20 protein-coding genes and 1 rRNA gene (1 of these 21 cut by a window edge) are annotated in these 21,086 nt (G+C 58.7%); 12 read left to right on the forward strand and 9 right to left on the reverse strand.

The annotated features are described in order from the left end of the window. The first annotated feature begins 47 nt into the window (after nucleotides 1–47). The 4 genes from hisC to rpsA all read left to right on the forward strand — a co-directional run bounded on the left by hisC (nucleotide 48) and on the right by rpsA (nucleotide 5,957). Nucleotides 48–1,157: a histidinol-phosphate transaminase gene (hisC, locus tag PSEST_RS09680; RefSeq protein WP_015276816.1), complete on the forward strand. Its 1,110-nt coding sequence runs from the start codon at nucleotides 48–50 to the stop codon at nucleotides 1,155–1,157. Next, the gene (locus PSEST_RS09685) at nucleotides 1,154–3,397 is read left to right on the forward strand and encodes a bifunctional prephenate dehydrogenase/3-phosphoshikimate 1-carboxyvinyltransferase (protein WP_015276817.1); all 2,244 of its coding nucleotides are present in this window, start codon (nucleotides 1,154–1,156) and stop codon (nucleotides 3,395–3,397) included. Before hisC ends, PSEST_RS09685 begins: the two co-directional genes overlap by 4 nt. After that, complete coding sequence (gene cmk / locus PSEST_RS09690) at nucleotides 3,394–4,083, forward strand: (d)CMP kinase (RefSeq protein WP_015276818.1); 690 nt, start codon at nucleotides 3,394–3,396, stop codon at nucleotides 4,081–4,083. The genes PSEST_RS09685 and cmk overlap by 4 nt, the downstream gene beginning before the upstream one ends. Before the next feature lie 191 nt (nucleotides 4,084–4,274). Beyond that, on the forward strand, nucleotides 4,275–5,957 hold the full coding sequence (rpsA, locus tag PSEST_RS09695; protein WP_003302488.1) for a 30S ribosomal protein S1: 1,683 nt from the start codon (nucleotides 4,275–4,277) through the stop codon (nucleotides 5,955–5,957). 93 nt (nucleotides 5,958–6,050) lie between these two features. Here rpsA and PSEST_RS09700 read toward each other — a convergent pair whose 3' ends face one another. Further along, nucleotides 6,051–6,494: a MarR family winged helix-turn-helix transcriptional regulator gene (locus PSEST_RS09700; RefSeq protein WP_015276819.1), complete on the reverse strand. Its 444-nt coding sequence runs from the start codon at nucleotides 6,492–6,494 to the stop codon at nucleotides 6,051–6,053. An 80-nt stretch (nucleotides 6,495–6,574) separates the two neighbouring features. Between PSEST_RS09700 and PSEST_RS09705 the strand changes: the two genes are divergently transcribed. Next, nucleotides 6,575–7,741, forward strand: a complete 1,167-nt coding sequence (locus PSEST_RS09705; protein WP_041756981.1) for a PLP-dependent aminotransferase family protein — start codon at nucleotides 6,575–6,577, stop codon at nucleotides 7,739–7,741. A gap of 46 nt (nucleotides 7,742–7,787) precedes the next feature. After that, nucleotides 7,788–8,390: a glutathione S-transferase family protein gene (locus PSEST_RS09710; protein ID WP_015276821.1), complete on the forward strand. Its 603-nt coding sequence runs from the start codon at nucleotides 7,788–7,790 to the stop codon at nucleotides 8,388–8,390. Nucleotides 8,391–8,436: 46 nt separating this feature from the next. Here PSEST_RS09710 and folE read toward each other — a convergent pair whose 3' ends face one another. The 3 genes from folE to PSEST_RS09725 all read right to left on the reverse strand — a co-directional run bounded on the left by folE (nucleotide 8,437) and on the right by PSEST_RS09725 (nucleotide 10,371). Continuing rightward, nucleotides 8,437–8,982: a GTP cyclohydrolase I FolE gene (folE, locus tag PSEST_RS09715; protein ID WP_015276822.1), complete on the reverse strand. Its 546-nt coding sequence runs from the start codon at nucleotides 8,980–8,982 to the stop codon at nucleotides 8,437–8,439. Nucleotides 8,983–9,076: 94 nt separating this feature from the next. Beyond that, the gene (locus tag PSEST_RS09720; RefSeq protein ID WP_015276823.1) at nucleotides 9,077–9,634 is read right to left on the reverse strand and encodes a Smr/MutS family protein; all 558 of its coding nucleotides are present in this window, start codon (nucleotides 9,632–9,634) and stop codon (nucleotides 9,077–9,079) included. Nucleotides 9,635–9,774: 140 nt separating this feature from the next. After that, a complete protein-coding gene (locus PSEST_RS09725) occupies nucleotides 9,775–10,371 on the reverse strand; it encodes a cysteine hydrolase family protein (protein ID WP_015276824.1) in 597 nt (198 codons plus the stop codon). 300 nt (nucleotides 10,372–10,671) lie between these two features. On the opposite strand from PSEST_RS09725, the gene prmB reads away from it, so the two are divergent. The 5 genes from prmB (at nucleotide 10,672) to rluB (ending at nucleotide 15,888) form a co-directional block, all read left to right on the forward strand. Then, the gene (gene prmB, locus PSEST_RS09730; RefSeq protein ID WP_015276825.1) at nucleotides 10,672–11,595 is read left to right on the forward strand and encodes a 50S ribosomal protein L3 N(5)-glutamine methyltransferase; all 924 of its coding nucleotides are present in this window, start codon (nucleotides 10,672–10,674) and stop codon (nucleotides 11,593–11,595) included. 214 nt (nucleotides 11,596–11,809) lie between these two features. After that, nucleotides 11,810–13,279 carry a glucose-6-phosphate dehydrogenase gene (gene zwf, locus PSEST_RS09735; RefSeq protein WP_015276826.1) on the forward strand — a complete coding sequence of 490 codons (1,470 nt, stop codon included), beginning with the start codon at nucleotides 11,810–11,812 and terminating at the stop codon, nucleotides 13,277–13,279. Beyond that, nucleotides 13,266–13,979, forward strand: coding sequence for a 6-phosphogluconolactonase (gene pgl, locus PSEST_RS09740; protein ID WP_015276827.1), 714 nt, complete (start codon nucleotides 13,266–13,268; stop codon nucleotides 13,977–13,979). Before zwf ends, pgl begins: the two co-directional genes overlap by 14 nt. A 17-nt stretch (nucleotides 13,980–13,996) precedes the next feature. Continuing rightward, nucleotides 13,997–14,641: a bifunctional 4-hydroxy-2-oxoglutarate aldolase/2-dehydro-3-deoxy-phosphogluconate aldolase gene (locus PSEST_RS09745; RefSeq protein WP_015276828.1), complete on the forward strand. Its 645-nt coding sequence runs from the start codon at nucleotides 13,997–13,999 to the stop codon at nucleotides 14,639–14,641. Between the two features lie 113 nt (nucleotides 14,642–14,754). Continuing rightward, a complete protein-coding gene (rluB, locus tag PSEST_RS09750) occupies nucleotides 14,755–15,888 on the forward strand; it encodes a 23S rRNA pseudouridine(2605) synthase RluB (RefSeq protein WP_015276829.1) in 1,134 nt (377 codons plus the stop codon). Nucleotides 15,889–15,956: 68 nt separating this feature from the next. Here the strand turns inward: rluB and PSEST_RS09755 are convergent, their stop codons facing one another. From PSEST_RS09755 to PSEST_RS09775, 5 genes are all read right to left on the reverse strand, one after another. Further along, the gene (locus PSEST_RS09755) at nucleotides 15,957–16,697 is read right to left on the reverse strand and encodes a YciK family oxidoreductase (protein ID WP_015276830.1); all 741 of its coding nucleotides are present in this window, start codon (nucleotides 16,695–16,697) and stop codon (nucleotides 15,957–15,959) included. 80 nt (nucleotides 16,698–16,777) lie between these two features. Then, on the reverse strand, nucleotides 16,778–17,449 hold the full coding sequence (mupP, locus tag PSEST_RS09760) for an N-acetylmuramic acid 6-phosphate phosphatase MupP (protein ID WP_015276831.1): 672 nt from the start codon (nucleotides 17,447–17,449) through the stop codon (nucleotides 16,778–16,780). Continuing rightward, nucleotides 17,449–18,147: a bifunctional 2-polyprenyl-6-hydroxyphenol methylase/3-demethylubiquinol 3-O-methyltransferase UbiG gene (gene ubiG, locus PSEST_RS09765; RefSeq protein ID WP_015276832.1), complete on the reverse strand. Its 699-nt coding sequence runs from the start codon at nucleotides 18,145–18,147 to the stop codon at nucleotides 17,449–17,451. Before ubiG ends, mupP begins: the two co-directional genes overlap by 1 nt. 143 nt (nucleotides 18,148–18,290) lie before the next feature. Beyond that, nucleotides 18,291–19,634 carry a TRZ/ATZ family hydrolase gene (locus tag PSEST_RS09770; RefSeq protein WP_015276833.1) on the reverse strand — a complete coding sequence of 448 codons (1,344 nt, stop codon included), beginning with the start codon at nucleotides 19,632–19,634 and terminating at the stop codon, nucleotides 18,291–18,293. 194 nt (nucleotides 19,635–19,828) lie between these two features. Next, a complete protein-coding gene (locus PSEST_RS09775) occupies nucleotides 19,829–20,269 on the reverse strand; it encodes a hypothetical protein (RefSeq protein WP_015275940.1) in 441 nt (146 codons plus the stop codon). Nucleotides 20,270–20,370: 101 nt separating this feature from the next. On the opposite strand from PSEST_RS09775, the gene PSEST_RS09780 reads away from it, so the two are divergent. Then, a 16S ribosomal RNA gene (locus PSEST_RS09780) occupies nucleotides 20,371–21,086 on the forward strand; it runs 821 nt beyond the window's last position.

A 21,086-nucleotide genomic window follows, 5' to 3' on the forward strand; every position in this document is an offset into this window, starting at 1 on the left:
GGGCGGCTTGTACCAGCTGCCAGAGGCCTGCAGCCTGAGGCTTATTTATGAGTTGTGATTACCTTGCTTTGGCTCAGCCGGGCGTGCAGAAGCTGTCTCCCTATGTACCGGGTAAGCCGGTTGACGAGCTGGCACGCGAGCTGAATTTGGACCCTGCTGGAATCGTCAAGCTTGCCAGCAACGAAAACCCGCTGGGACCAAGCCCGAAAGTACTTGATGCGATCAGGGCTGAGCTTTCGGAGCTGACCCGCTACCCGGACGGTAACGGTTTCGCGCTAAAGCAGCGGCTCGCCGAACGCTATTCGGTTGGCATCAATCAGGTCACCCTGGGCAACGGCTCCAATGACATTCTTGAGCTGATTGCGCGCGCCTATCTGGCGCCCGGGCTCAACGCCGTGTTCAGCGAGCATGCCTTCGCTGTCTATCCGATTGCCACGCAAGCGGTCGGTGCCGAGGGGCGTGCCGTGCCGGCAAAGAACTGGGGCCACGATCTCGACGCAATGGCGGCGGCCATCGACGAAAACACCCGAGTGGTTTTTGTCGCCAACCCCAACAATCCGACCGGAACCTGGTTCGATGCTGCTGCGCTGGGCGGATTTCTCGCTCGCGTACCGGAGCATGTCCTGGTGGTGCTGGATGAGGCCTATATCGAATATGCCGAAGGTCAGGAGCTGCCTGATGGGCTGGCGTTCCTCGCCGACTATCCCAATCTGCTGGTTTCGCGCACCTTCTCCAAGGCCTATGGCCTGGCGGCCCTGCGCGTCGGCTACGCCATCAGCTCGCCAGTGATCGCCGACGTACTGAACCGTGTCAGGCAGCCATTCAACGTGAATAGTCTGGCGCTGGCGGCGGCTTGCGCAGCGCTGGATGACGTCGATTATCTGCTTGCCAGCCGCAAGGCGAATGATGCCGGAATGCTTCAGCTGGAAACGGGTTTCCGTCAGCTGGGGCTGGAGTGGATTCCTTCTCGGGGCAATTTCATCGCGGTGGATTTCGCCCGCGATGCTACTCCGATCAACCAGGCGTTATTGCGAGAAGGGGTGATTGTGCGTCCTGTGGCCGGATACGGTATGCCAACCTTCCTGCGTGTCTCAATTGGCACCGAGCAGGAAAATGCACGCTTTCTCGATGTGCTGCGCCAGGTACTCGCTCAGTGAATCACGCTCGTCACGCGCAACAGCCTTCGCCGATTTTGAATCGCCTGGTGGTGATCGGCCTTGGCCTGATTGGCGGCTCGTTCGCCAAGGGCTTGCGTGAGGCTGGCCTTTGTCGCGAGGTGGTCGGCTTCGATCTGGATGCGCGCTCGCGGGAGCTGGCTGTCGAACTGGGTGTGGTTGATCGTTGCGCCGACACGCTCGCCGAGGCTTGTCATGGGGCTGACGTAATCCAGCTTGCGACGCCTATCCTTGCGCTGGAGCGGTTGCTCGGTGAGCTGGCGAAGCTCGAACTGGGCGGGGCCGTGATCACCGACGTCGGTAGCGCCAAGGGTAATGTGGTGCGCTGTGCGCGCAATGTTTTCGGCGAAATGCCGTCCCGTTTCGTTCCTGGTCATCCCATTGCGGGCTCTGAACTTAGTGGCGTGACGGCGGCAAACAGCACGCTGTTTCGGCGGCACAAGGTCATCCTCACGCCGTTGGAGAATACCGATCCACAAGCGCTCGCGCTGGTGACTAAGCTTTGGTCGGCACTCGGTGCTGACGTCGAGCACATGGGCGTCGCGCATCACGACGAAGTGCTGGCTGCCACCAGTCATCTGCCTCACCTGCTGGCCTTCGGTCTGGTTGATTCGCTCGCCAAGCGCCATGAGAATCTAGAAATCTTCCGTTACGCGGCAGGTGGCTTTCGCGATTTCACCCGTATCGCTGGTAGCGATCCGGTGATGTGGCACGACATCTTTCTCGCCAATCGCGAGGCCGTGCTGCACACCCTGGACGATTTTCGTGCCGACCTCGACGCGCTGCGCGCCGCGGTCGATGAAGGAGACGGGCACCGGTTGTTGGGCGTGTTTACACGTGCCAAGGCGGCCCGGGAACATTTCAGTAAAATACTGGCTCGCCGAGCCTATGTGGACGTTATGCATTCCAATGACCTCGTTTTCCTCGCCAATCCCGGCGGCAGCCTGACTGGCCATCTTCGCGTTCCGGGCGACAAATCCATTTCTCACCGTTCGATCATGCTTGGCTCCCTGGCCGAAGGCACGACTGAAGTAGAAGGTTTCCTCGAGGGCGAGGACGCCCTGGCTACCATTCAGGCGTTCCGGGACATGGGCGTCGTCATCGAGGGGCCGCATCAGGGTCGCGTGACCGTCCATGGTGTCGGTCTGCACGGTCTCAAGGCTCCGCCCGGGCCGATCTATCTGGGCAATTCCGGAACCTCCATGCGGTTGCTGTCCGGTCTGCTCGCTGCGCAACCGTTCGATACGACGCTGACGGGTGATGCGTCTCTGTCCAAGCGGCCGATGAATCGCGTCGCCAAGCCGTTGCGCGAGATGGGTGCGGTCATCGAGACGGCTCCCGACGGACGGCCTCCGCTGACCATTCGTGGTGGTCAGCGTCTGTCTGGCATGCATTACGAGATGCCGATGGCCAGCGCCCAGGTCAAGTCCTGCCTGTTGCTGGCTGGTCTGTATGCCGCCGGCCAGACTTCGGTCACCGAGCCGGCCCCGACGCGCGACCATACCGAGCGCATGCTGCGCGGCTTCGGCTATCCGGTGACCGTCAAGGGCAGCACTGCGCTCGTCGAACCCGGACATAAGCTGCAGGCGACCCATATCGAGGTGCCGGCAGATATCTCTTCGGCGGCGTTCTTCATGGTTGCGGCGAGCATCGCTCAAGGCTCGGAAATTGTGCTCGAGCACGTTGGTGTAAATCCTACCCGTACCGGTGTGATCGACATCCTTAAACTGATGGGTGGCGACATCTCTCTGGAGAATCCACGCGAGGTGGGCGGCGAGCCAGTGGCGGACATCCGTGTGCGTGGTGCGCAGCTCAAGGGTATCGATATTCCTGAAGATCTGGTTCCGCTGGCGATCGACGAGTTCCCGGTGCTCTTCGTGGCTGCGGCTTGTGCGGAAGGTCGTACCACCTTGCGCGGTGCCGAGGAGTTGCGGGTCAAGGAATCTGACCGCATCCAGGTCATGGCGGACGGGCTGCAGACACTGGGCGTCAAGGCTGAACCGACTCCGGACGGAATTGTCATCGAAGGTGGCGCGATTGGTTCCGGTGAGGTCTGGGCGCATGGCGATCACCGTATCGCCATGTCCTTCAGCGTGGCTGCGCTCCGCGCCAGCGGTCCGGTCCGTATCCACGACTGTGCCAACGTGGCGACGTCGTTCCCCAACTTCCTCGCCTTGGCGCAGCGCGCCGGCATGCAGGTTCATTCGGAGGGCGATTCATGATCAGGCCTGTTCCGGTCATCACCATCGACGGTCCGAGTGGCTCGGGTAAGGGGACGGTTGCAGCGTTGCTCGCTGGCAAGCTGGGCTGGAATTTCCTCGACTCCGGTGCCTTGTATCGTCTGCTGGCCTTTGCGGCGCGTAACCATGGTGTTGATCTGACCAACGAAGAGGCGCTGAAAGTGCTCGCCGAGCACCTTGATGTCCAGTTCGGCGCCGCTCGTGACGGTCACGGCATGATCATTACGCTCGAAGGAGAGGAGGTTACCGAAGCCATTCGCAATGAAAGCGTTGGCGCCGGTGCATCTCAGGTGGCGGCGTTGCCGGTGGTTCGCACGGCTTTGTTGCAGCGGCAGAAAGCCTTCCGCGAAGCGCCTGGGCTGGTCGCCGACGGGCGTGACATGGGCACCGTGGTTTTCCCCGATGCACCATTGAAGATATTTCTCACCGCCAGCGCCGAGGAGCGTGCTCGTCGGCGGTACTTGCAGTTGAAGGCGCGGGGCGATGATGTTAATCTCGCGAGTCTTCTTGAGGAGATCCGGGAGCGCGACGAGCGCGACACCCAACGTGCGGTGGCACCGCTGAAGCCGGCAGACGATGCCATTCAACTGGATTCCACTACACTCTCCATCGAAGAAGTGCTGCAAAAGATTCTGAGCGAAGTCGCCGACCGCGATTTGGCTGGATGATCGGAACGCCGAAAGGCGGCCAAACGGACTCGAGACACACTCAGCCCAGGCTGCGAGTGTCGGAGCCGTTAACAAGGAGGCATGTGGGAGACCAGATCCAGTCCCACAGGCCTTTTTTTATATGAATGAACCCACATTGTCTGGAATGTGGAGATTGGGCGGATCCTCGCCTGAAAACAGCAGGAATCAACATGAGCGAAAGCTTCGCAGAACTTTTTGAAGAAAGCCTTAAATCCCTCGACATGCAGCCGGGTGCCATCATCACCGGCATCGTGGTCGACATCGATGGTGACTGGGTCACCGTGCATGCCGGCCTCAAGTCCGAGGGCGTCATCCCGGTCGAGCAGTTCTACAACGAGCAGGGCGAGCTGACCATCAAGGTGGGTGACGAGGTCCACGTTGCTCTGGACGCGGTTGAAGATGGCTTTGGCGAAACCAAGCTGTCCCGTGAAAAAGCCAAGCGCGCGGAATCCTGGATTGTTCTGGAAGCGGCTTTCGCTGCAGAAGAAGTGGTCAAGGGCGTCATCAACGGCAAAGTCAAAGGTGGCTTCACCGTCGACGTCAACGGTATTCGTGCGTTCCTGCCGGGTTCGCTGGTCGATGTCCGCCCTGTGCGCGACACCACCCACCTGGAAGGCAAAGAGCTCGAGTTCAAGGTCATCAAGCTGGACCAGAAGCGCAACAACGTTGTCGTTTCCCGCCGCAGCGTGCTGGAAGCCGAGAACAGCGCCGAGCGCGAAGCTCTGCTCGAGTCCCTGCAGGAAGGTCAGCAGGTCAAGGGTATCGTCAAGAACCTCACCGACTACGGTGCGTTCGTTGACCTGGGCGGCGTCGATGGTCTGCTGCACATCACCGACATGGCCTGGAAGCGTATCAAGCATCCGTCCGAGATCGTCAACGTTGGCGACGAGATCGATGTCAAGGTGCTGAAGTTCGACCGCGAGCGCAACCGCGTATCGCTGGGTCTGAAGCAGCTGGGCGAAGACCCATGGGTTGCCATCAAGGCTCGCTACCCAGAAGGTACCCGCGTTCAGGCTCGCGTCACCAATCTCACCGACTACGGCTGCTTCGCCGAGCTGGAAGAGGGCGTCGAAGGTCTGGTGCACGTTTCCGAAATGGATTGGACCAACAAGAACATCCACCCGTCGAAGGTCGTTCAGGTCGGCGACGAAGTGGAAGTCATGGTTCTGGACATCGACGAAGAGCGTCGTCGCATCTCCCTGGGCATCAAGCAGTGCAAGTCCAACCCATGGGAAGACTTCTCTGGCCAGTTCAACAAGGGCGACCGCATCTCCGGCACCATCAAGTCGATCACTGATTTCGGTATCTTCATTGGTCTGGACGGCGGCATCGACGGTCTGGTTCACCTGTCCGACATCTCCTGGAACGAGCCGGGTGAAGAAGCCGTTCGCCGCTTCAAGAAGGGCGACGAGCTGGATACCGTCATCCTGTCGGTCGACCCGGAGCGTGAGCGCATCTCCCTGGGCATCAAGCAGCTGGAAGACGATCCGTTCTCCAACTACGCCGCTGTCAATGACAAGGGCAGCATCGTTCGCGGTACCGTGAAAGAAGTTGACGCCAAGGGCGCCATCATCGATCTGGGTAACGATATCGAAGCTACTCTGAAAGCTTCCGAAATCAGCCGTGACCGCGTTGAAGATGCGCGCAACGTGCTGAAGGAAGGCGACGAAGTCGAAGCCAAGATCATCAGCATCGACCGCAAGTCCCGCGTGATCAGCCTGTCCATCAAGTCCAAAGACGTCGAAGACGAAAAGGATGCGATGAAAGAGCTGCGCACCAAGCAGGACGTAGAAAGCACTGGTCCGACCACCATTGGTGATCTGATCCGTGCTCAGATGGAAAACCAGAACTAAGTTCGGGTTCTTCATGAAAAAGGGCGCCTCCGGGCGCCCTTTTTTGTGCCCGCGATTCAGGCGTGGTGAAGCGGCCGGGCTCCGTGAAGACTGCTAGCCTCTGGCTTTTTCCACGGCGAGCGCCTGGTTGACCGCGAGCCAGCCGTCTACTGCTTGTTCACCCGCATCATCGAAGGCGCGCTGTAGCAGTCTGACCTGTTCCCGACGCAGCGCTTGCTCCAACTTCGCCCCCTCTGCGGTAAAGCGCAGCATACGCTTACGCTTGTCATCCTCTGCTGTAAGGCTCTCCACCAGATGCATTTCGATCAGCTGGCGTAGCGGTGTGTTCAGCGCCTGCTTGGAGACGCCCAGGTAGCTAAGCAACTCCTTGACGCTCAGGTCGGGATAGCTGGCGATGAAAAAAAGGATGCGGTGATGCACGCGTGACAGCCCTCGACGGGCCAGCATCTCGTCAGGCTTGGCCGTGAAGGCCTGATAGCCGAGAAAGAAGCTTTCCATTATCTGGCGCTGCACTGCGCTTTTTTTTAGGTCAGGCATATTGACGTATTTATTGTGAGAGGCGTAATTTCGGTCAAGAAGTTTGACTTATTTTGCAGCGCCTCGCATCTGGTATGGAAATGGCCTTCTCCGAACGCATTACTCGCCTTAAAAGTTCTCTCATTCGTGAAATCCTCGCCGCAGCCCAGCGCCCGGAAGTGATGTCCTTTGCCGGTGGGCTGCCGGCGGAGGCGATGCTGCCGACGGTCGATTGGGCTGAATTGCCGGCGAGCATGGGGCAGTACGGCATGAGCGAGGGCGAGCCCGCTCTGCGCGAGGCCATCGCGGCCCAGGCGCGAGCGCTGGGCGTGCCTTGCGAGGCCAGTCAGGTGCTGATCGTCAGTGGTTCGCAGCAAACGCTGGACCTTGCCTCGAAGTTGTTTATCGATGTGGGCACAGAGGTGCTGGTCGAAGCGCCGACCTATCTTGCGGCACTTCAATCCTTCCAGCTGTTCGGCGCGCATTGTCTGGCGGTGCCGCAACAGGCTGATGGGCCGGATTTGGCCGCTTTGCGCACCACGCTGGAGCAGCACACGCCAGCTTTCGCCTATCTGATCCCGACCTTCCAGAATCCCTCAGCCGTGCGCTATAGCGAAGACAAGCGTGATGCCGTCGCTGCATTGCTGGACGAGTTTGGCGTGACGCTGCTGGAAGACGAGCCGTACCGTGAGCTGGTATTTGATCAGGGCAGCGCCAGGCCCATCGTGTCGCGTCTCAAGCGGGCCAGCTGGATCTACACGGGCACGGTATCCAAGACGCTGCTGCCCGGTTTGCGAGTGGGCTACCTGATTGCGTCTCCGGACCTGTTTCCTTATCTGCTGCGGCTGAAGCAATCCGCCGATCTGCATACCAATCGGATCGGACAATGGCAGGCGCTGCAATGGTTGGGCAGCGATCATTACCAGGCGCACCTCGAACAGTTGCGTGAGTTCTACCGAGTCCGGCGTGATGCAATGCAGGCGGCTTTGGACGAGCACTTTAGCGACCTGGCGACCTGGGAGTTGCCGCAGGGCGGACTGTTCTTCTGGTTGACGCTGAAGCAGCCGCTGGACACACGGACCCTGCTCAATCAGGCGCTGGCTGAAGACGTCGTGTTCATGCCCGGTGAGCCGTTCTTTGTCGATCCGGACGCGAACCCCGGTTACCTGCGGCTGAATTTCAGCCATGTTGCGGGCGAGCGAATGGCGGAAGGATTGTGCCGGTTGGCGAAGGTCATTCGCGAAGCCAGTGTGCGGGAAGCTGCCTGAGAGGTTATTGCTGACCCGCAACGCGGGTCGATCGGGAGGGGAGACCATGTTGAAAGTCTATGGCGATTACAGGTCGGGTAATTGCTACAAGATCAAGCTGATGCTTCATCTGCTGGACCAGCCTTATGAGTGGATTCCGATCAATGTCCTGCGGGGCGAATCCCGTTCCGAGGAGTTTCTCAAGAAGAATCCGAACGGCAAGATTCCGGTTCTGGAACTGGAAGATGGCACCTGTCTTTGGGAGTCGAATGCCATCCTGAACTATCTGGCCGAGGGCAGTGAGTTTCTGCCGACTGACCCGCGCTTGCGCACCCAGGTGCTGCAGTGGCAGTTCTTTGAGCAGTACAGCCACGAGCCCTTCCTGGCAGTGGCCCGTTACATCAAGGTCTACCTCGGTATGCCGGAGGACCGACGCGAAGAGTACGAGGCCAAGCAGCTGGACGGCTATCACGCACTGAACGTGATGGAGCAGCAACTGCTGCGCACGCCTTACCTGGTCGGGGAGCATTATTCGATCGCCGACGTTGCGCTATATGCCTATACGCATGTCGCCGAGGAAGGCGGGTTTAAATTGGACGGCTATCCTGCGATTCGCCAGTGGCTGCAACGCGTCGCCAGCCATCCGCGGCATGTCGGTATGTACGATTGAACGAAAAACAGGGCCGCAAGGGCCCTGTTTTACTGTGCAGGCGGCTTTACTTGACCAGGCCGAGAAACTCACTGCGAGTTGCTGCATTCTCGCGGAACTGGCCGAGCATCACCGATGTGACCATCGATGAATTTTGCTTCTCGACGCCGCGCATCATCATGCACATATGTTGTGCTTCGATGACCACCGCGACACCTGATGCACCGGTAACCTGCTGCATCGCCTCGGCGATTTCACGGGTCAGGTTCTCCTGAATCTGCAGGCGGCGCGCATACATGTCTACGATCCGGGCCACCTTAGACAGACCGAGCACCTTGCCGTTGGGCAAATAAGCGACATGAGCCTTGCCGATGAAGGGCAGCATGTGATGCTCGCACAGCGAATACAGCTCGATATTCTTGACCAACACCATTTCGCTGTTGTCCGAGCTGAACAGCGCACCGTTGGTGACTTCTTCAAGGGTCTGCTGATAGCCCTTGCACAGGTACTGCATGGCTTTGGCCGCGCGCTTGGGCGTGTCGAGCAGGCCTTCGCGGCTAACGTCCTCGCCAAGTTGGCCAAGGATCGCGGTGTAGTGTTGTTCCAGGGACATTGAACTACCTGTCAGGCTTCATGAGGTCGCGAACGCGAAGGGTAGGGGGCAGCCGCTTGGCTGGCAAGTATTCCGAGTGATCTGCTGGGTCTGTTCACTCGTCCCTGCCTTCGAGCATGGTGCGCTTGAGCATCACGTAAATGGCACCGGTGCCGCCATGGCGTGGCAGGCAGGACGTGAAGCCAAGCACCTGAGGGTGTTGCCGCAGCCAGGTGTTGACGTGGCTTTTGATCAGCGGCCGCTTGCCATCCAGGCGCGCGGCCTTGCCATGGGTGACCCGGACGCAGCGTACTTCGAGCCGTGTTGCTTCTGCGATGAAGTCCCATAACAGTTCGCGCGCCTTCTCGACACTCATGCCATGCAGGTCGAGGCTGCCTTCGAATGGAATCTGACCGGCCTTGAGTTTGCGGACCTGGCTGTCTTGCACGCCGTCGCGAGCCCAGTACAGCTCGTCCTCGGCACCTACGTCGATGACGAACTGATCCGACAGGCCATCGACGCGAGTCGTGTCATTGCTTACGGTGGCATTGCTGCGGCGGGTGGCGATCTGTTCGCGATTGCTACGTGCCTTGCCCGTCTCGGCACGGTCGTGCTTGATCGGTTTGACGCCGCGCACGGCAGATTGGAAAAGGGAAAAGTCGTCGTCTTGCATGGAGCCTCCAAACAGGCAGGCAGTTTACCCCAGCCACTGCGCCTGGCGGATAGGCGTTCCGTCCAGGCACTTATTTGTCGAGACAGCTGTTGTCGGCAAAAGGCGATTAAGTGGCGTAGATAGCACGGCGAGGTAAGCGCCTAGCGAGCAAGCGCCGCTACGTCCTGGACGCAAACGGCGAAATTGTCCGCCAGGATAGTCATCTCGATACGGTGGACCTGCTCGGCATCGATACTGCCGTCGCCCATTGGCAGATTGCGCGTGGCGCACGCGCTATCGACCAATGTGCAGCGATAGCCATAGTCCTTGGCAGCGCGAACGGTGGTACTGATGCTCGAGTGGGTCATGAATCCGCAAACGATCAGATCAAGACGCCCCAGTTTCTGCAGCAGTTCATGCAGTTCTGTACCGGAGAAGGCATTCGGAAGACGCTTGGCAACCACGGCCTCGCCAGGCAGCGGAGCGGCTTCAGGCATGATCTGTCCGCGAAAGCCCTGTGGGTCGAAAAGGCCACCGCTGATGCCAAGGTGATGCACATGTACGATCGGTGCGCCGGCTTCGCGCGCTGCTGCCAGCAGACGGGTGATTTCCGGAAGTGCCCGATCCAGGGCAGGCAAGGCCAGAACACCGCTGCGGTATTCCTCCTGCACGTCGATGACCAGCAGGGTGGCATTCGTCAGCGTCGCCGGGTTATAGCTACGGCCACTGAGCTGAAGCATGGTCTGTGGCTTGGTCATTGTCGGCTCCTTGTGCTGTGAGGGGGCTGATTGTGGCGCCTGAACGCGCCGATGTGAACCGTCCAGCCGATTGTTTCGCTTGGCCGGCAAATGACTGCGCGGTCGCGCTCTTATGCTCGGACTGCCACAAAAATTACGTGCCGAAGGGTACTGCCAGTGGCCAGCGAACGCTCGCAACGAATTGGGCATTTACAAAGCTGTCTCAAAAATTGCTGGCGAGCCACGGTCTGGCAACCACCGCCGTAGCTCGGATTTTCCGATGCCTGTTAAACTCGCGCACTTTTTTCAGGAGACGCCCTTGTGACCGCTTCGCTCTCTCGCTTGCGTACCCTGCGTGACTATATTCGCTGGGCTGTCAGCCGCTTTCAGGCGGAGCAGCTTTTCTTTGGCCATGGCACCGACAACGCCTGGGACGATGCCCGGCAATTGGTGCTGGGCGCGTTGCATTTGCCGTGGGAAATGTCCGATAGCTACCTGGACTGTCGCCTGGAGCAGGATGAATGCGAACACCTGCAGAACCTGTTACATCGGCGCATCGACGAGCGCGTGCCGACCGCTTATCTATTAGGGCAGGCCTGGTTCTGTGGCTTGCCGTTCATTGTCGATGAGCGCGTTTTGATTCCTCGATCGCCGATTGGTGAGCTTATCGAGCATCGCTTCGAGCCGTGGCTGCCTGGCACACCGAAACGGATACTCGATCTGTGCACTGGCTCGGGTTGCATCGGCATTGCCTGCGCTTACGAGTTTCTCGAAGCAGAGGTGGTGTTGGCGGACCTATCGTTCGATGCGATCGAGGTGGCCAACCGCAACGTCGAGCAACATGGCCTTGAGGACCGCGTTTACACAGTGCAAAGCGATGGTTTCGATGGCTTGCCCAATCAGCGTTTCGATCTGATCGTCTCTAACCCTCCTTATGTCGATGCAGAAGATTTCGGCGATATGCCTGATGAGTTTCACCATGAGCCCGCCTTGGGGCTGGCGTGTGGTGAAGACGGTCTCGATCTGGTGCGTCGAATGCTTGCCGAAGCAGCGGACCATCTGACTGATGACGGCACTCTGATCGTCGAAGTCGGTAACAGTCAGATTCATGTGCAGGCGCTGTATCCGGAAGTGGATTTCACCTGGCTGGAATTTTCACGCGGCGGGCATGGGGTGTTCCTGTTGGCCGCGCAGCAGTGCCGTAAGCACCAGGCGCTGTTTCGCTCTCGCCTCGAGAAGCATTGAGCTGCGGACCACAACCTGTAGCTGCGCGACGAACAGGTATCTGGCTGAAAAAGCGGGCTAGCGAGCTGGTCTAATCTCGTCGTTTCTTCTGAGCATTTGTCTCGTGAAGCAGGTCTGTTGCATGTAGCGATGATCTGAAGTGCCGGTTTGTTTGATCGGATGATCATCGTCATGCGCGCTGCATGCACTGACTCAGCACTCAAGCGGACGGACCATGCCAGGCATCACGGTAGAATCCATCACCTTTTCGTTGTTTGGCGCCCTGGGCGACCTGGCGCTGCGCAAGCTGTTTCCAGCCTTGTATCAGCTGGACCGAGCCGGTCTTCTGCATCCCGACACACGGATTCTGGCGCTGTCGCGCGAGGGTGGCGAGCCTGCGGTGCATGAGGCGCGGATCGTCCAGGCTCTGCGTATGCGAGTTCCTGCCGCCGAACTTGATGAAAGTGCGCTGGAGCGTTTCAGTGCGCGCCTGAATTACATTTCGATGGATTTTCGCCGGCCAGAGGATTACGTAGCACTGCGCGAATCAGTCCCGGCCGAGCGCCCTTTGATCGCCTATTTCGCGACACCTGCGGGTGTATATGGAGAAATCTGCACGTCCCTCGCCTCGGTAGGGTTGGCCGAGCAGGCACGAGTCGTGCTGGAGAAGCCTATCGGGCACGACCTGCATTCCTCACGGGGCATCAACGATGCGGTTGCGGAGCATTTTCCGGAGAGCCGCATCTATCGCATCGACCATTATCTAGGTAAGGAAACCGTTCAGAATCTGATTGCGCTGCGGTTCGCCAATAGTCTGTTCGAAACGCAGTGGGACCAGCACCACATCTCCCATGTCGAAATCACCGTAGCGGAGACGGTGGGGATCGAAGGGCGCTGGGGCTATTTCGATCAAGCCGGCCAGCTACGCGACATGGTCCAGAACCATCTGCTGCAGTTGCTTTGCCTGATTGCAATGGATCCACCAAGCAACCTCACTGCCGATAGCATTCGTGACGAGAAAGTGAACGTACTCAAAGCGTTGGCGCCGATAACGGCGGAGTCGATCCATCAGCGAGTGGTTCGGGGTCAGTATGCAGCTGGAAACGTTGCCGGTGTTTCGGTCCCGGGCTACCTCGACGAGGAAAACTCCAATGCCCAGAGCAGCACGGAAACCTTCGTGGCCTTGCGTGCCGATATCTGTAACTGGCGTTGGTCGGGAGTGCCGTTCTATCTGCGGACCGGCAAACGCATGGCGCAGAAGCTGTCGCAGATTGTCATCCATTTCAAAGAGCCGCCTTTCTACATCTTCGCGCCCGAACAGCGCGCGCTGATCAGCAACCGCCTGATCATCCGGTTGCAGCCTGACGAGGGTATCTCGCTGCAAGTCATGACCAAGGAGCAGGGGCTGGACAAGGGTATGCATCTGCGCAGTGGGCCGCTGCAGCTGAATTTTTCCGAAACCTACAAGAGCACCCGTATTCCCGACGCATACGAGCGGCTGCTACTTGAGGTCATGCAAGGCAACCAGAACCTTTTCGTCCGTAGGGATGAAATCGAATATGCGTGGCAATGGTGCGATCAGCTTATCGAGGGCTGGAATCGTCTCGGCGCGGAGCTCAAGCTGTATCCGGCGGGCTCTTGGGGGCCGGTCGCTTCGATTGCATTGATTACACGTGACGGGAGGGCGTGGTATGGCGATCTCTGAGCTGGATCTACCAATCGGCGTTATCGCGCACAGTTCGGCAGATCCTCAGCGCCAGGCCGAGTTGATGGCTGATTGTGTCGCAGGTGCGCTCGCCTATGCGGTGCAAACCCACGGAGTCGCCAGCCTGGTTGTGTCTGGTGGGCGCAGCCCCATCACGTTCTTCGAAGCGCTTTCCAAACGAGAGCTGAACTGGGCGAAGGTTCAGATCAGCCTTGCCGACGAGCGCTGGATACCAACTGGTGAACCGGCAAGCAACGAGGGATTGGTGCGTCGGCACTTGCTACAGAACGCTGCCCGCGAAGCTCGACTGATCGGGCTTTATCAGCCTGCCGATTCCCTTGCTCAGGCAGCATCGCTGGCCGAGCTCGCCTTGGAGCAGCTGCAGCAGCCCATCGATGTGCTCGTTCTCGGCATGGGCGACGATGGCCACACGGCCTCACTGTTCCCAGGAAATCCGAACCTGGCACATGCGTTGCGGCCGGACTGTCCGGAGCGTTGTCTGCCAATGCAGGCCCCGGCGGAGCCTGCAGCTCGCCTGACAATGACTTATCCGCTTTTATCCTGTGCACGGATGCAGTGCCTGGCTATCCAGGGAGCCGACAAGCTCGAAACCTTGCGCGCGGCATTGCATGCCGATCCGCTGCAAATGCCGATTCGTGCGTTCCTTTATTCTCCGCTCGAGATTTACTGGTGCCCGTGAGGCCCGAGGACTCTTGCATGACCATGGACCAGAAAAACGCTCTGATTGAAAGAATCTGCGTGGATGCGCGGATCCTGCCGGTGATCACGATAGGCAGCGAAGAGCAAATCCTGCCGCTTGCCGATGCGCTTGCCGCTGGCGGTCTGCGCACGCTGGAAATCACCCTGCGGTCCAGTCATGGCCTGACGGCGATTCGGCGGTTGCGCGAAGAGCGGCCCGATCTCTGCGTTGGTGCAGGTACCGTGCTCGACCGACGGATGATGGATGAGGTGGAAGCCACTGGGGCGCAATTCATCGTCACTCCTGGCTCGACCCGGGAGATTCTGGAGGCCGGAGTGAGCTGCTCAGTGCCTCTGCTGCCGGGCATCAGTAGTGCGTCCGATCTGATGGAGGGTTATGCACTCGGCTATCGCCGGTTCAAGCTTTTTCCGGCTGAGGTGTGCGGTGGTGTCGCCGCATTGAAAGCTTTGGGCGGTCCTTTTGCTGACGTTCGCTTTTGCCCGACAGGCGGTGTGACGGCGGCGAATGCTGCTAGTTATCTGGCCCTGCCGAACGTGATGTGTGTGGGTGGAACCTGGATGATCGATAGCACAAGCCTCGGCGAGGGCGACTGGCCAAGCATTCAGCAGCGCACTGCCGAGGCCCTTGCCGCGTTGGCATAGTGCAGTGATGCCTCGCCCCGGATCGCTGCTACGCTGTCGTTGGTGCGTAGCTGCCGCTATGCGCGTATGATTCGCGCCCTTTCAATCGGATTGCCACACCGGGAGGTGCCCAGATGACCGAGCACGAAGAAACAAGCACACACGTAACTCATGGCGAAAAGCTGCAGAAGGTTCTGGCCCGCCTGGGCATGGCTTCGCGTCGTGATGTTGAAAAATGGATCGTTGAAGGTCGGGTAAAGGTCAACGGTGCAGTTGCGAGCCTTGGCCAACGGGTCGACTCGCATGACGCCATTGCTGTCGATGGCCGCCTGCTCAAGCGGGAAGAGGCTAATGAAGTCGTACGACGCGTACTGATCTACAACAAGCCCGACGGCGAGATCTGCACCCGCAATGATCCCGAAGGCCGTCCAACGGTTTTTGATCGTTTGCCTCGACCAAAGGAAGGCCGCTGGATCAACATCGGCCGTCTGGACATCAACACAACCGGTCTTTTGCTCTTCACCACCGATGGAGAGCTGGCCAACCGCCTGATGCACCCATCGTATGAAATGGACCGCGAGTATGCGGTACGCGTGCGTGGGGAGGTCGACGACGAAATGATCGAGCGGCTGAAGACCGGCGTCATGCTTGAAGATGGTCCGGCACGCTTTACCGACATCCAGGAAGCGCCTGGCGGTGAAGGGTTCAACCATTGGTATCACTGTGTAGTGATGGAAGGTCGCAATCGTGAGGTTCGTCGGCTTTGGGAATCCCAGGGGTTGGTCGTGAGCCGCCTGAAGCGGGTCCGTTTCGGTCCAGTATTCATGACGTCCGATCTGCCGATGGGACGCTGGCGCGAGATGTCGCAAAGCGAAGTGGACATCCTCAGCCAGGAGGTTGGCCTCAAGCCGGTTGCTCTGCCGAGCATGAAAGCGAAGGCCAAGGAAAAGATCGACCGCATGCAGCGCAAGGTGGCAAAGCCGCTTGGTCGAGGCGAGCGTCGGCCCCGTGTACTTCGCTCGTCAACTGAAGCTGATGTCGCCGGCTCGGACAAGCCGCGGGTGCAGCGGGACGATCAGGCCGGGCGTAAGCCTCGTGTCAACGAAGGGCGTAGCGATAAGACTCGCGGGACACCTGTCGCCGAGCGTCCGGGCGACGCGCGTAAAGGCGGCAAGCGCAACGACGGGGCGGGGCGTCCGTCAGGGCCAGGCAAAAGGCCGGCTGGCGATGGTCAGCGTCCGGGCTTCGGGCGTAGCAAGCGCACCTGATAGCTGTATCCAGCGCTGCGCAATGGTGTGATGCCATTGCGCAGCGTTTTTGTCTCCGTAGAGCTTGGCTATTGCGCGTTCAGCGCCTGACCATTCACTCCGATGCTGTCCGGCCCCATCAGATACAGATAGACAGGCATGATCTCTTCGGGCAGCGGATTGACCTGCGGGTTCTCGCCGGGATACGCCTTGGCACGCATATCGGTGCGGGTTGCGCCGGGGTTGATGCTGTTGGCGCGCACCGGCGCGGTTTCATCCACTTCGTCCGCTAGTACCTGCATCAGACCTTCGGTGGCAAATTTGGATACCGCATAGGCGCCCCAGTACGCGCGTCCTTTGCGACCGACGCTGCTTGATGTGAATATCACCGAAGCGTCTTTGGCGAGCTTGAGCAGCGGTAGCAGGGTGCTGGTCAGCATGAACATCGCGTTCACATTCACCTGCATCACACGCATGAAGTTGTCGCCGGACAGTTGTTCCAGTGGCGTACGCGGGCCGACGATCGCTGCGTTGTGCAGCAGCCCGTCAAGATGGCCGAATTCGCGCTCGATCATCGCCGCCAGCTCGTCGTACTGGTGCGGCAGGGCGGTTTCCAGATTGAACGGGATGATGGCAGGGTGCGGATGGCCGGCCGCTTCGATGTCGTCATAAACACGGTTCAGGTTGTCTTCGTTCTTGCCAAGCAGTAGTACGGTCGCGCCGTGAGCGGCGTAGGCTTTTGCCGCTGCTTCGCCGATGCCGCGACCAGCTCCGGTTACCAGAATGATGCGCCCTTTGAGCAGGTCGGGGCGGGCGGAGTATTCGAACATCGGATGCCTCATAAATCGTCAGGTAATAGGCGCTCAACAGCATTCGTTGAGCAACAGGGCAGATGCTTGCTGTTGGTACTTCAACAGCTGCAGATGGCTCGATCCAGAACTTTCCGAAGCTCCAGCGGATGGTCCACGACCACGTCTGCACCCCAGTTGCTTGGGTTGTCTTCCGGGTGGATATAGCCATAGCGCACCGCGGCGGTTCTACTGCCTGCCGCGCGACCGGACTCGATATCTCGAAGATCGTCGCCGACGAACAGGACCGCAGATGGATCGAGATCGAGCTGTTTGCAGGCAAGCAGCATCGGCTCCGGATCGGGCTTACTCCTGGCAACGTGGTCAGGACAGACCAGTACCGCGGAACGCGAGGCGAGGCCCAGCTGATGCATGATCGGCTCCGCGAAACGCAGTGGCTTGTTGGTCACAACGCCCCAAAGCAGATTGGACCGTTCGATCTCGTCCAGCAGCTCAGCCATACCATCGTAGAGATGGCTGTGTACGGCGCAGTGTTCCTGATACCGCTCCAGGAATTCGAGTCGGAGCTCTTCAAACTCGTCTGACAGCGGGTCGACGTCAAACGCGCTGAGCACCATCGCTCTCGCTCCTCCCGACACCACATCACGGACCTGTTGGGCAGGGACGGGAGCAAGGCCACGAGCAACCCTCATCGCTTGTGCGACGGCAATGAAATCCGGAGCGGTATCGAGCAGGGTACCGTCCATGTCGAACAGAACAGCGCGCAGGCGCATCATCCCTCCTTAATTGTCTGGACCATGTAGTTGACGTCGACGTCGGCAGACAGCTTGTAATGCTTGGTAAGCGGATTGTAGGTGAGGCCGATTATGTCTTTGACGGCAAGCCCGGCGTCGCGGCTCCAGGCGCCGAGCTCCGAAGGGCGGATGAACTTCTTGAAATCGTGGGTGCCGCGTGGGAGTAGCTGAAGCACATACTCAGCGCCAATGATGGCGAGCGCATATGCTTTCGGATTGCGATTGATCGTTGAAAAGAACACTTGGCCGCCGGGCTTTACCAGTGCACAGCAGGCGCGGATGACAGATGCCGGATCCGGTACGTGCTCGAGCATTTCAAGGCAGGTGACGATATCGAACTGTTCCGGTGCTTCCTCTGCCATGGCTTCGGCAGTGATCTGCCGGTAATCAATCTCCAGGCCCGACTCAAGAAGATGTAGTCGCGCTACGGAAAGCGGTGCCTCACCCATGTCGATACCGGTGACTTCAGCGCCCCGCTGTGCCATGGCCTCGCTGAGAATCCCGCCGCCACAGCCAATGTCGATGACCTTTTTACCTGCCAGCGAAACATGCTCGTCTATCCAGTTCACGCGAAGTGGATTGATTTCGTGCAGTGGCTTGAATTCGCTTTCGCGATCCCACCAACGATGGGCAAGGGCTTCGAATTTAGCGATTTCAGCGTGGTCGACGTTGCTCATGGTCCGGTCCGTTTTGAATGCTTGAGAGAGAAGCTTGAGTCGCAAACGCGAATGTTGCCAGCTCAGGATGCAGTAGGGGCACCTATACGGCCCCTCGTTCATATGTCATATCGTCGCGCAAGTGCAGCCGAATTTCGATTTCGTCACCTTTGGCCTCGGTCCTTGCTCGATATTCTGTCGCCCCATTGGCAGGCGTTTGCGATAACGCGCTGCTCGTCGATCCGAGTCAATCGGCCGTTGTCGAGCAACTGTTTGCCGCCGACCCAGACATGACGAGCGGACTCTTTGCTGGTGGAATAGATCAACTGGGACACCGGGTCGTATATCGGTTGCTGGGCTAGGCCGGAGAGGTCGAAAGCGACGAGGTCCGCGAACTTGCCTACCTCCAGCGAACCGGTGTGGTCCTCGATGCCCAGGGCCCGGGCGCCGTTGAGCGTAGCCATTCGCAAGGCTCGATGCGCGTCGAGCGCGGTTGCCGAACCGGCGACCGCCTTGGCCAACAAAGCAGCGGTGCGTGTCTCGCCCAAAAGGTCCAGGTCGTTATTGCTCGCGGCCCCGTCCGTCCCGATAGCCACATTAACCCCTGCCTCCCAAATTCGTTCAACCGGGCAGAAACCACTGGCTAGTTTAAGGTTGGACTCAGGGCAGTGGATGACGCTGCAGTTATGCTCGGTTAGCAGCGCGAGATCGTCGTCGCTTACCTGCGTCATATGAACGGCCTGGAATCGCGGGCCGAGCAGCTGCAATCGCGCCAGGCGCGCCAGCGGTCGCTCTCCATGCTTTTGCAAGGCGTCTTGAACTTCCTGGGCGGTCTCGTGGACGTGCATGTGAATGCCTGCGTCCATCTCCGCCACCAGAATACGGATGCTCTCGAGCTTGTCATCCGCCACTGAATAGGGCGCATGCGGGCCGAAGGCAACCGTGATGCGCGGATGGTGCTTGAGGTCATCGAACAGCTCGACGCCCTTGCGTAGCGCTTCATCGGCATCCCGAGCGCCGGGAATAGGGAAGTCGAAAACCGGGATGGTGATCTGCGCTCTTACCCCGTGCTTATGGACCAGTTCGCTCGCCACGTTGGGATGAAAGTACATATCTGAAAAGCAGGTGATCCCGCTTTTCAATTGCTCGGCAATCGCCAGTTCGGTGCCGCAGCGAACGAAGTCTTCATCCACCCAGCGCGATTCGGCCGGCCAGATGTGCTCTTTGAGCCAGCGCTGTAGCGGCAAGTCATCGGCCAGTCCACGGAACAACGTCATGGCGGCGTGCCCGTGAGCATTGACCAACCCCGGCGCGAGTAGCATTCCTTTTAGTTCTTGAGTTTCGATGGCGCCTTGCTTGAGCGCCTCAGCACGTGGTGCTATCAGCGCGATACGTCCGTCCCGAATGCCAAGCCCGTGCCCTTTGAGCACTACCCCGGCCGGTTCCACCGGAACAAGCCAGGTAGGAAACAGCAGTAGGTCTAGCGGTGCATCGCATTGTGGGAGCATCGGGGAACCTTGGCTGAGTGGGAGGGCCGTCAGTGTAATGGTTGAAGCGGCTAGAATGAAGGAAGTGCTGGTGGGCCTAAACTCGCAGATCGGCCGTTGCCACATATATAGACAGGCAAGGCGATCACCAAGCAAAAGCACAGCCCCGCAATGGCTGCCCGAACAAAACTGAAATAAACGGTTGACGTTAGTTTTCAGGCTCCTATAATGCGCACCACTTCCGGCGCAGTTCTTAAGCAAAACTTCTTGTAAATCAAAAGGTTAGCGAAATAAAAGGGTTGCACGGATGGCGGATTCGAGTAGAATGCGCCGGGCTGGCAGGGTGGCGGTTGAGTCCTGTTGGTGGCTTCGGTCAGGTTGATCGGAGGCGGTTGAAAGAGGTGGTTGACAGCGGTTTTGAACGCTGTATGATTCGCCTCCCGCTGACGAGAGATGAGAGTTGATCGAAAGCGCAAGCGGTTGAGAAGAAACGAAAAATTCTTCAAAAACAGCTTGACAGGTAACAAGGCTGCTGTAGAATGCGCGGCCTCGGTTGAGACGAAAGACTTGATCGAAACGCTCTTTAACAACTGAATCAAGCAATTCGTGTGGGTGCTTGTGAATGTAAGACTGATGGTCAGATAGATTATCAGCATCACAAAGCAACACTCGTTTATTCGAGAGTTACTCTTTACTTGTAAAGAGATTTGCGATTGCTGAGCCAAGTTTAGGGTTTTCTCAAAACCCAAGCAGTATTGAACTGAAGAGTTTGATCATGGCTCAGATTGAACGCTGGCGGCAGGCCTAACACATGCAAGTCGAGCGGATGAAGAGAGCTTGCTCTCTGATTCAGCGGCGGACGGGTGAGTAATGCCTAGGAATCTGCCTGGTAGTGGGGGACAACGTTTCGAAAGGAACGCTAATACCGCATACGTCCTACGGGAGAAAGCAGGGGACCTTCGGGCCTTGCGCTATCAGATGAGCCTAGGTCGGATTAGCTAGTTGGTGAGGTAAAGGCTCACCAAGGCGACGATCCGTAACTGGTCTGAGAGGATGATCAGTCACACTGGAACTGAGACACGGTCCAGACTCCTACGGGAGGCAGCAGTGGGGAATATTGGACAATGGGCGAAAGCCTGATCCAGCCATGCCGCGTGTGTGAAGAAGGTCTTCGGATTGTAAAGCACTTTAAGTTGGGAGGAAGGGCAGTAAGTTAATACCTTGCTGTTTTGACGTTACCGACAGAATAAGCACCGGCTAACTTCGTGCCAGCAGCCGCGGTAATACGAAGGGTGCAAGCGTTAATCGGAATTACTGGGCGTAAAGCGCGCGTAGGTGGTTCGTTAAGTTGGATGTGAAAGCCCCGGGCTCAACCTGGGAACTGCATCCAAAACTGGCGAGCTAGAGTATGGCAGAGGGTGGTGGAATTTCCTGTGTAGCGGTGAAATGCGTAGATATAGGAAGGAACACCAG

The sequence above is a fragment of the Stutzerimonas stutzeri RCH2 genome, assembly GCF_000327065.1.
Taxonomy (GTDB): domain Bacteria; phylum Pseudomonadota; class Gammaproteobacteria; order Pseudomonadales; family Pseudomonadaceae; genus Stutzerimonas; species Stutzerimonas stutzeri_AE.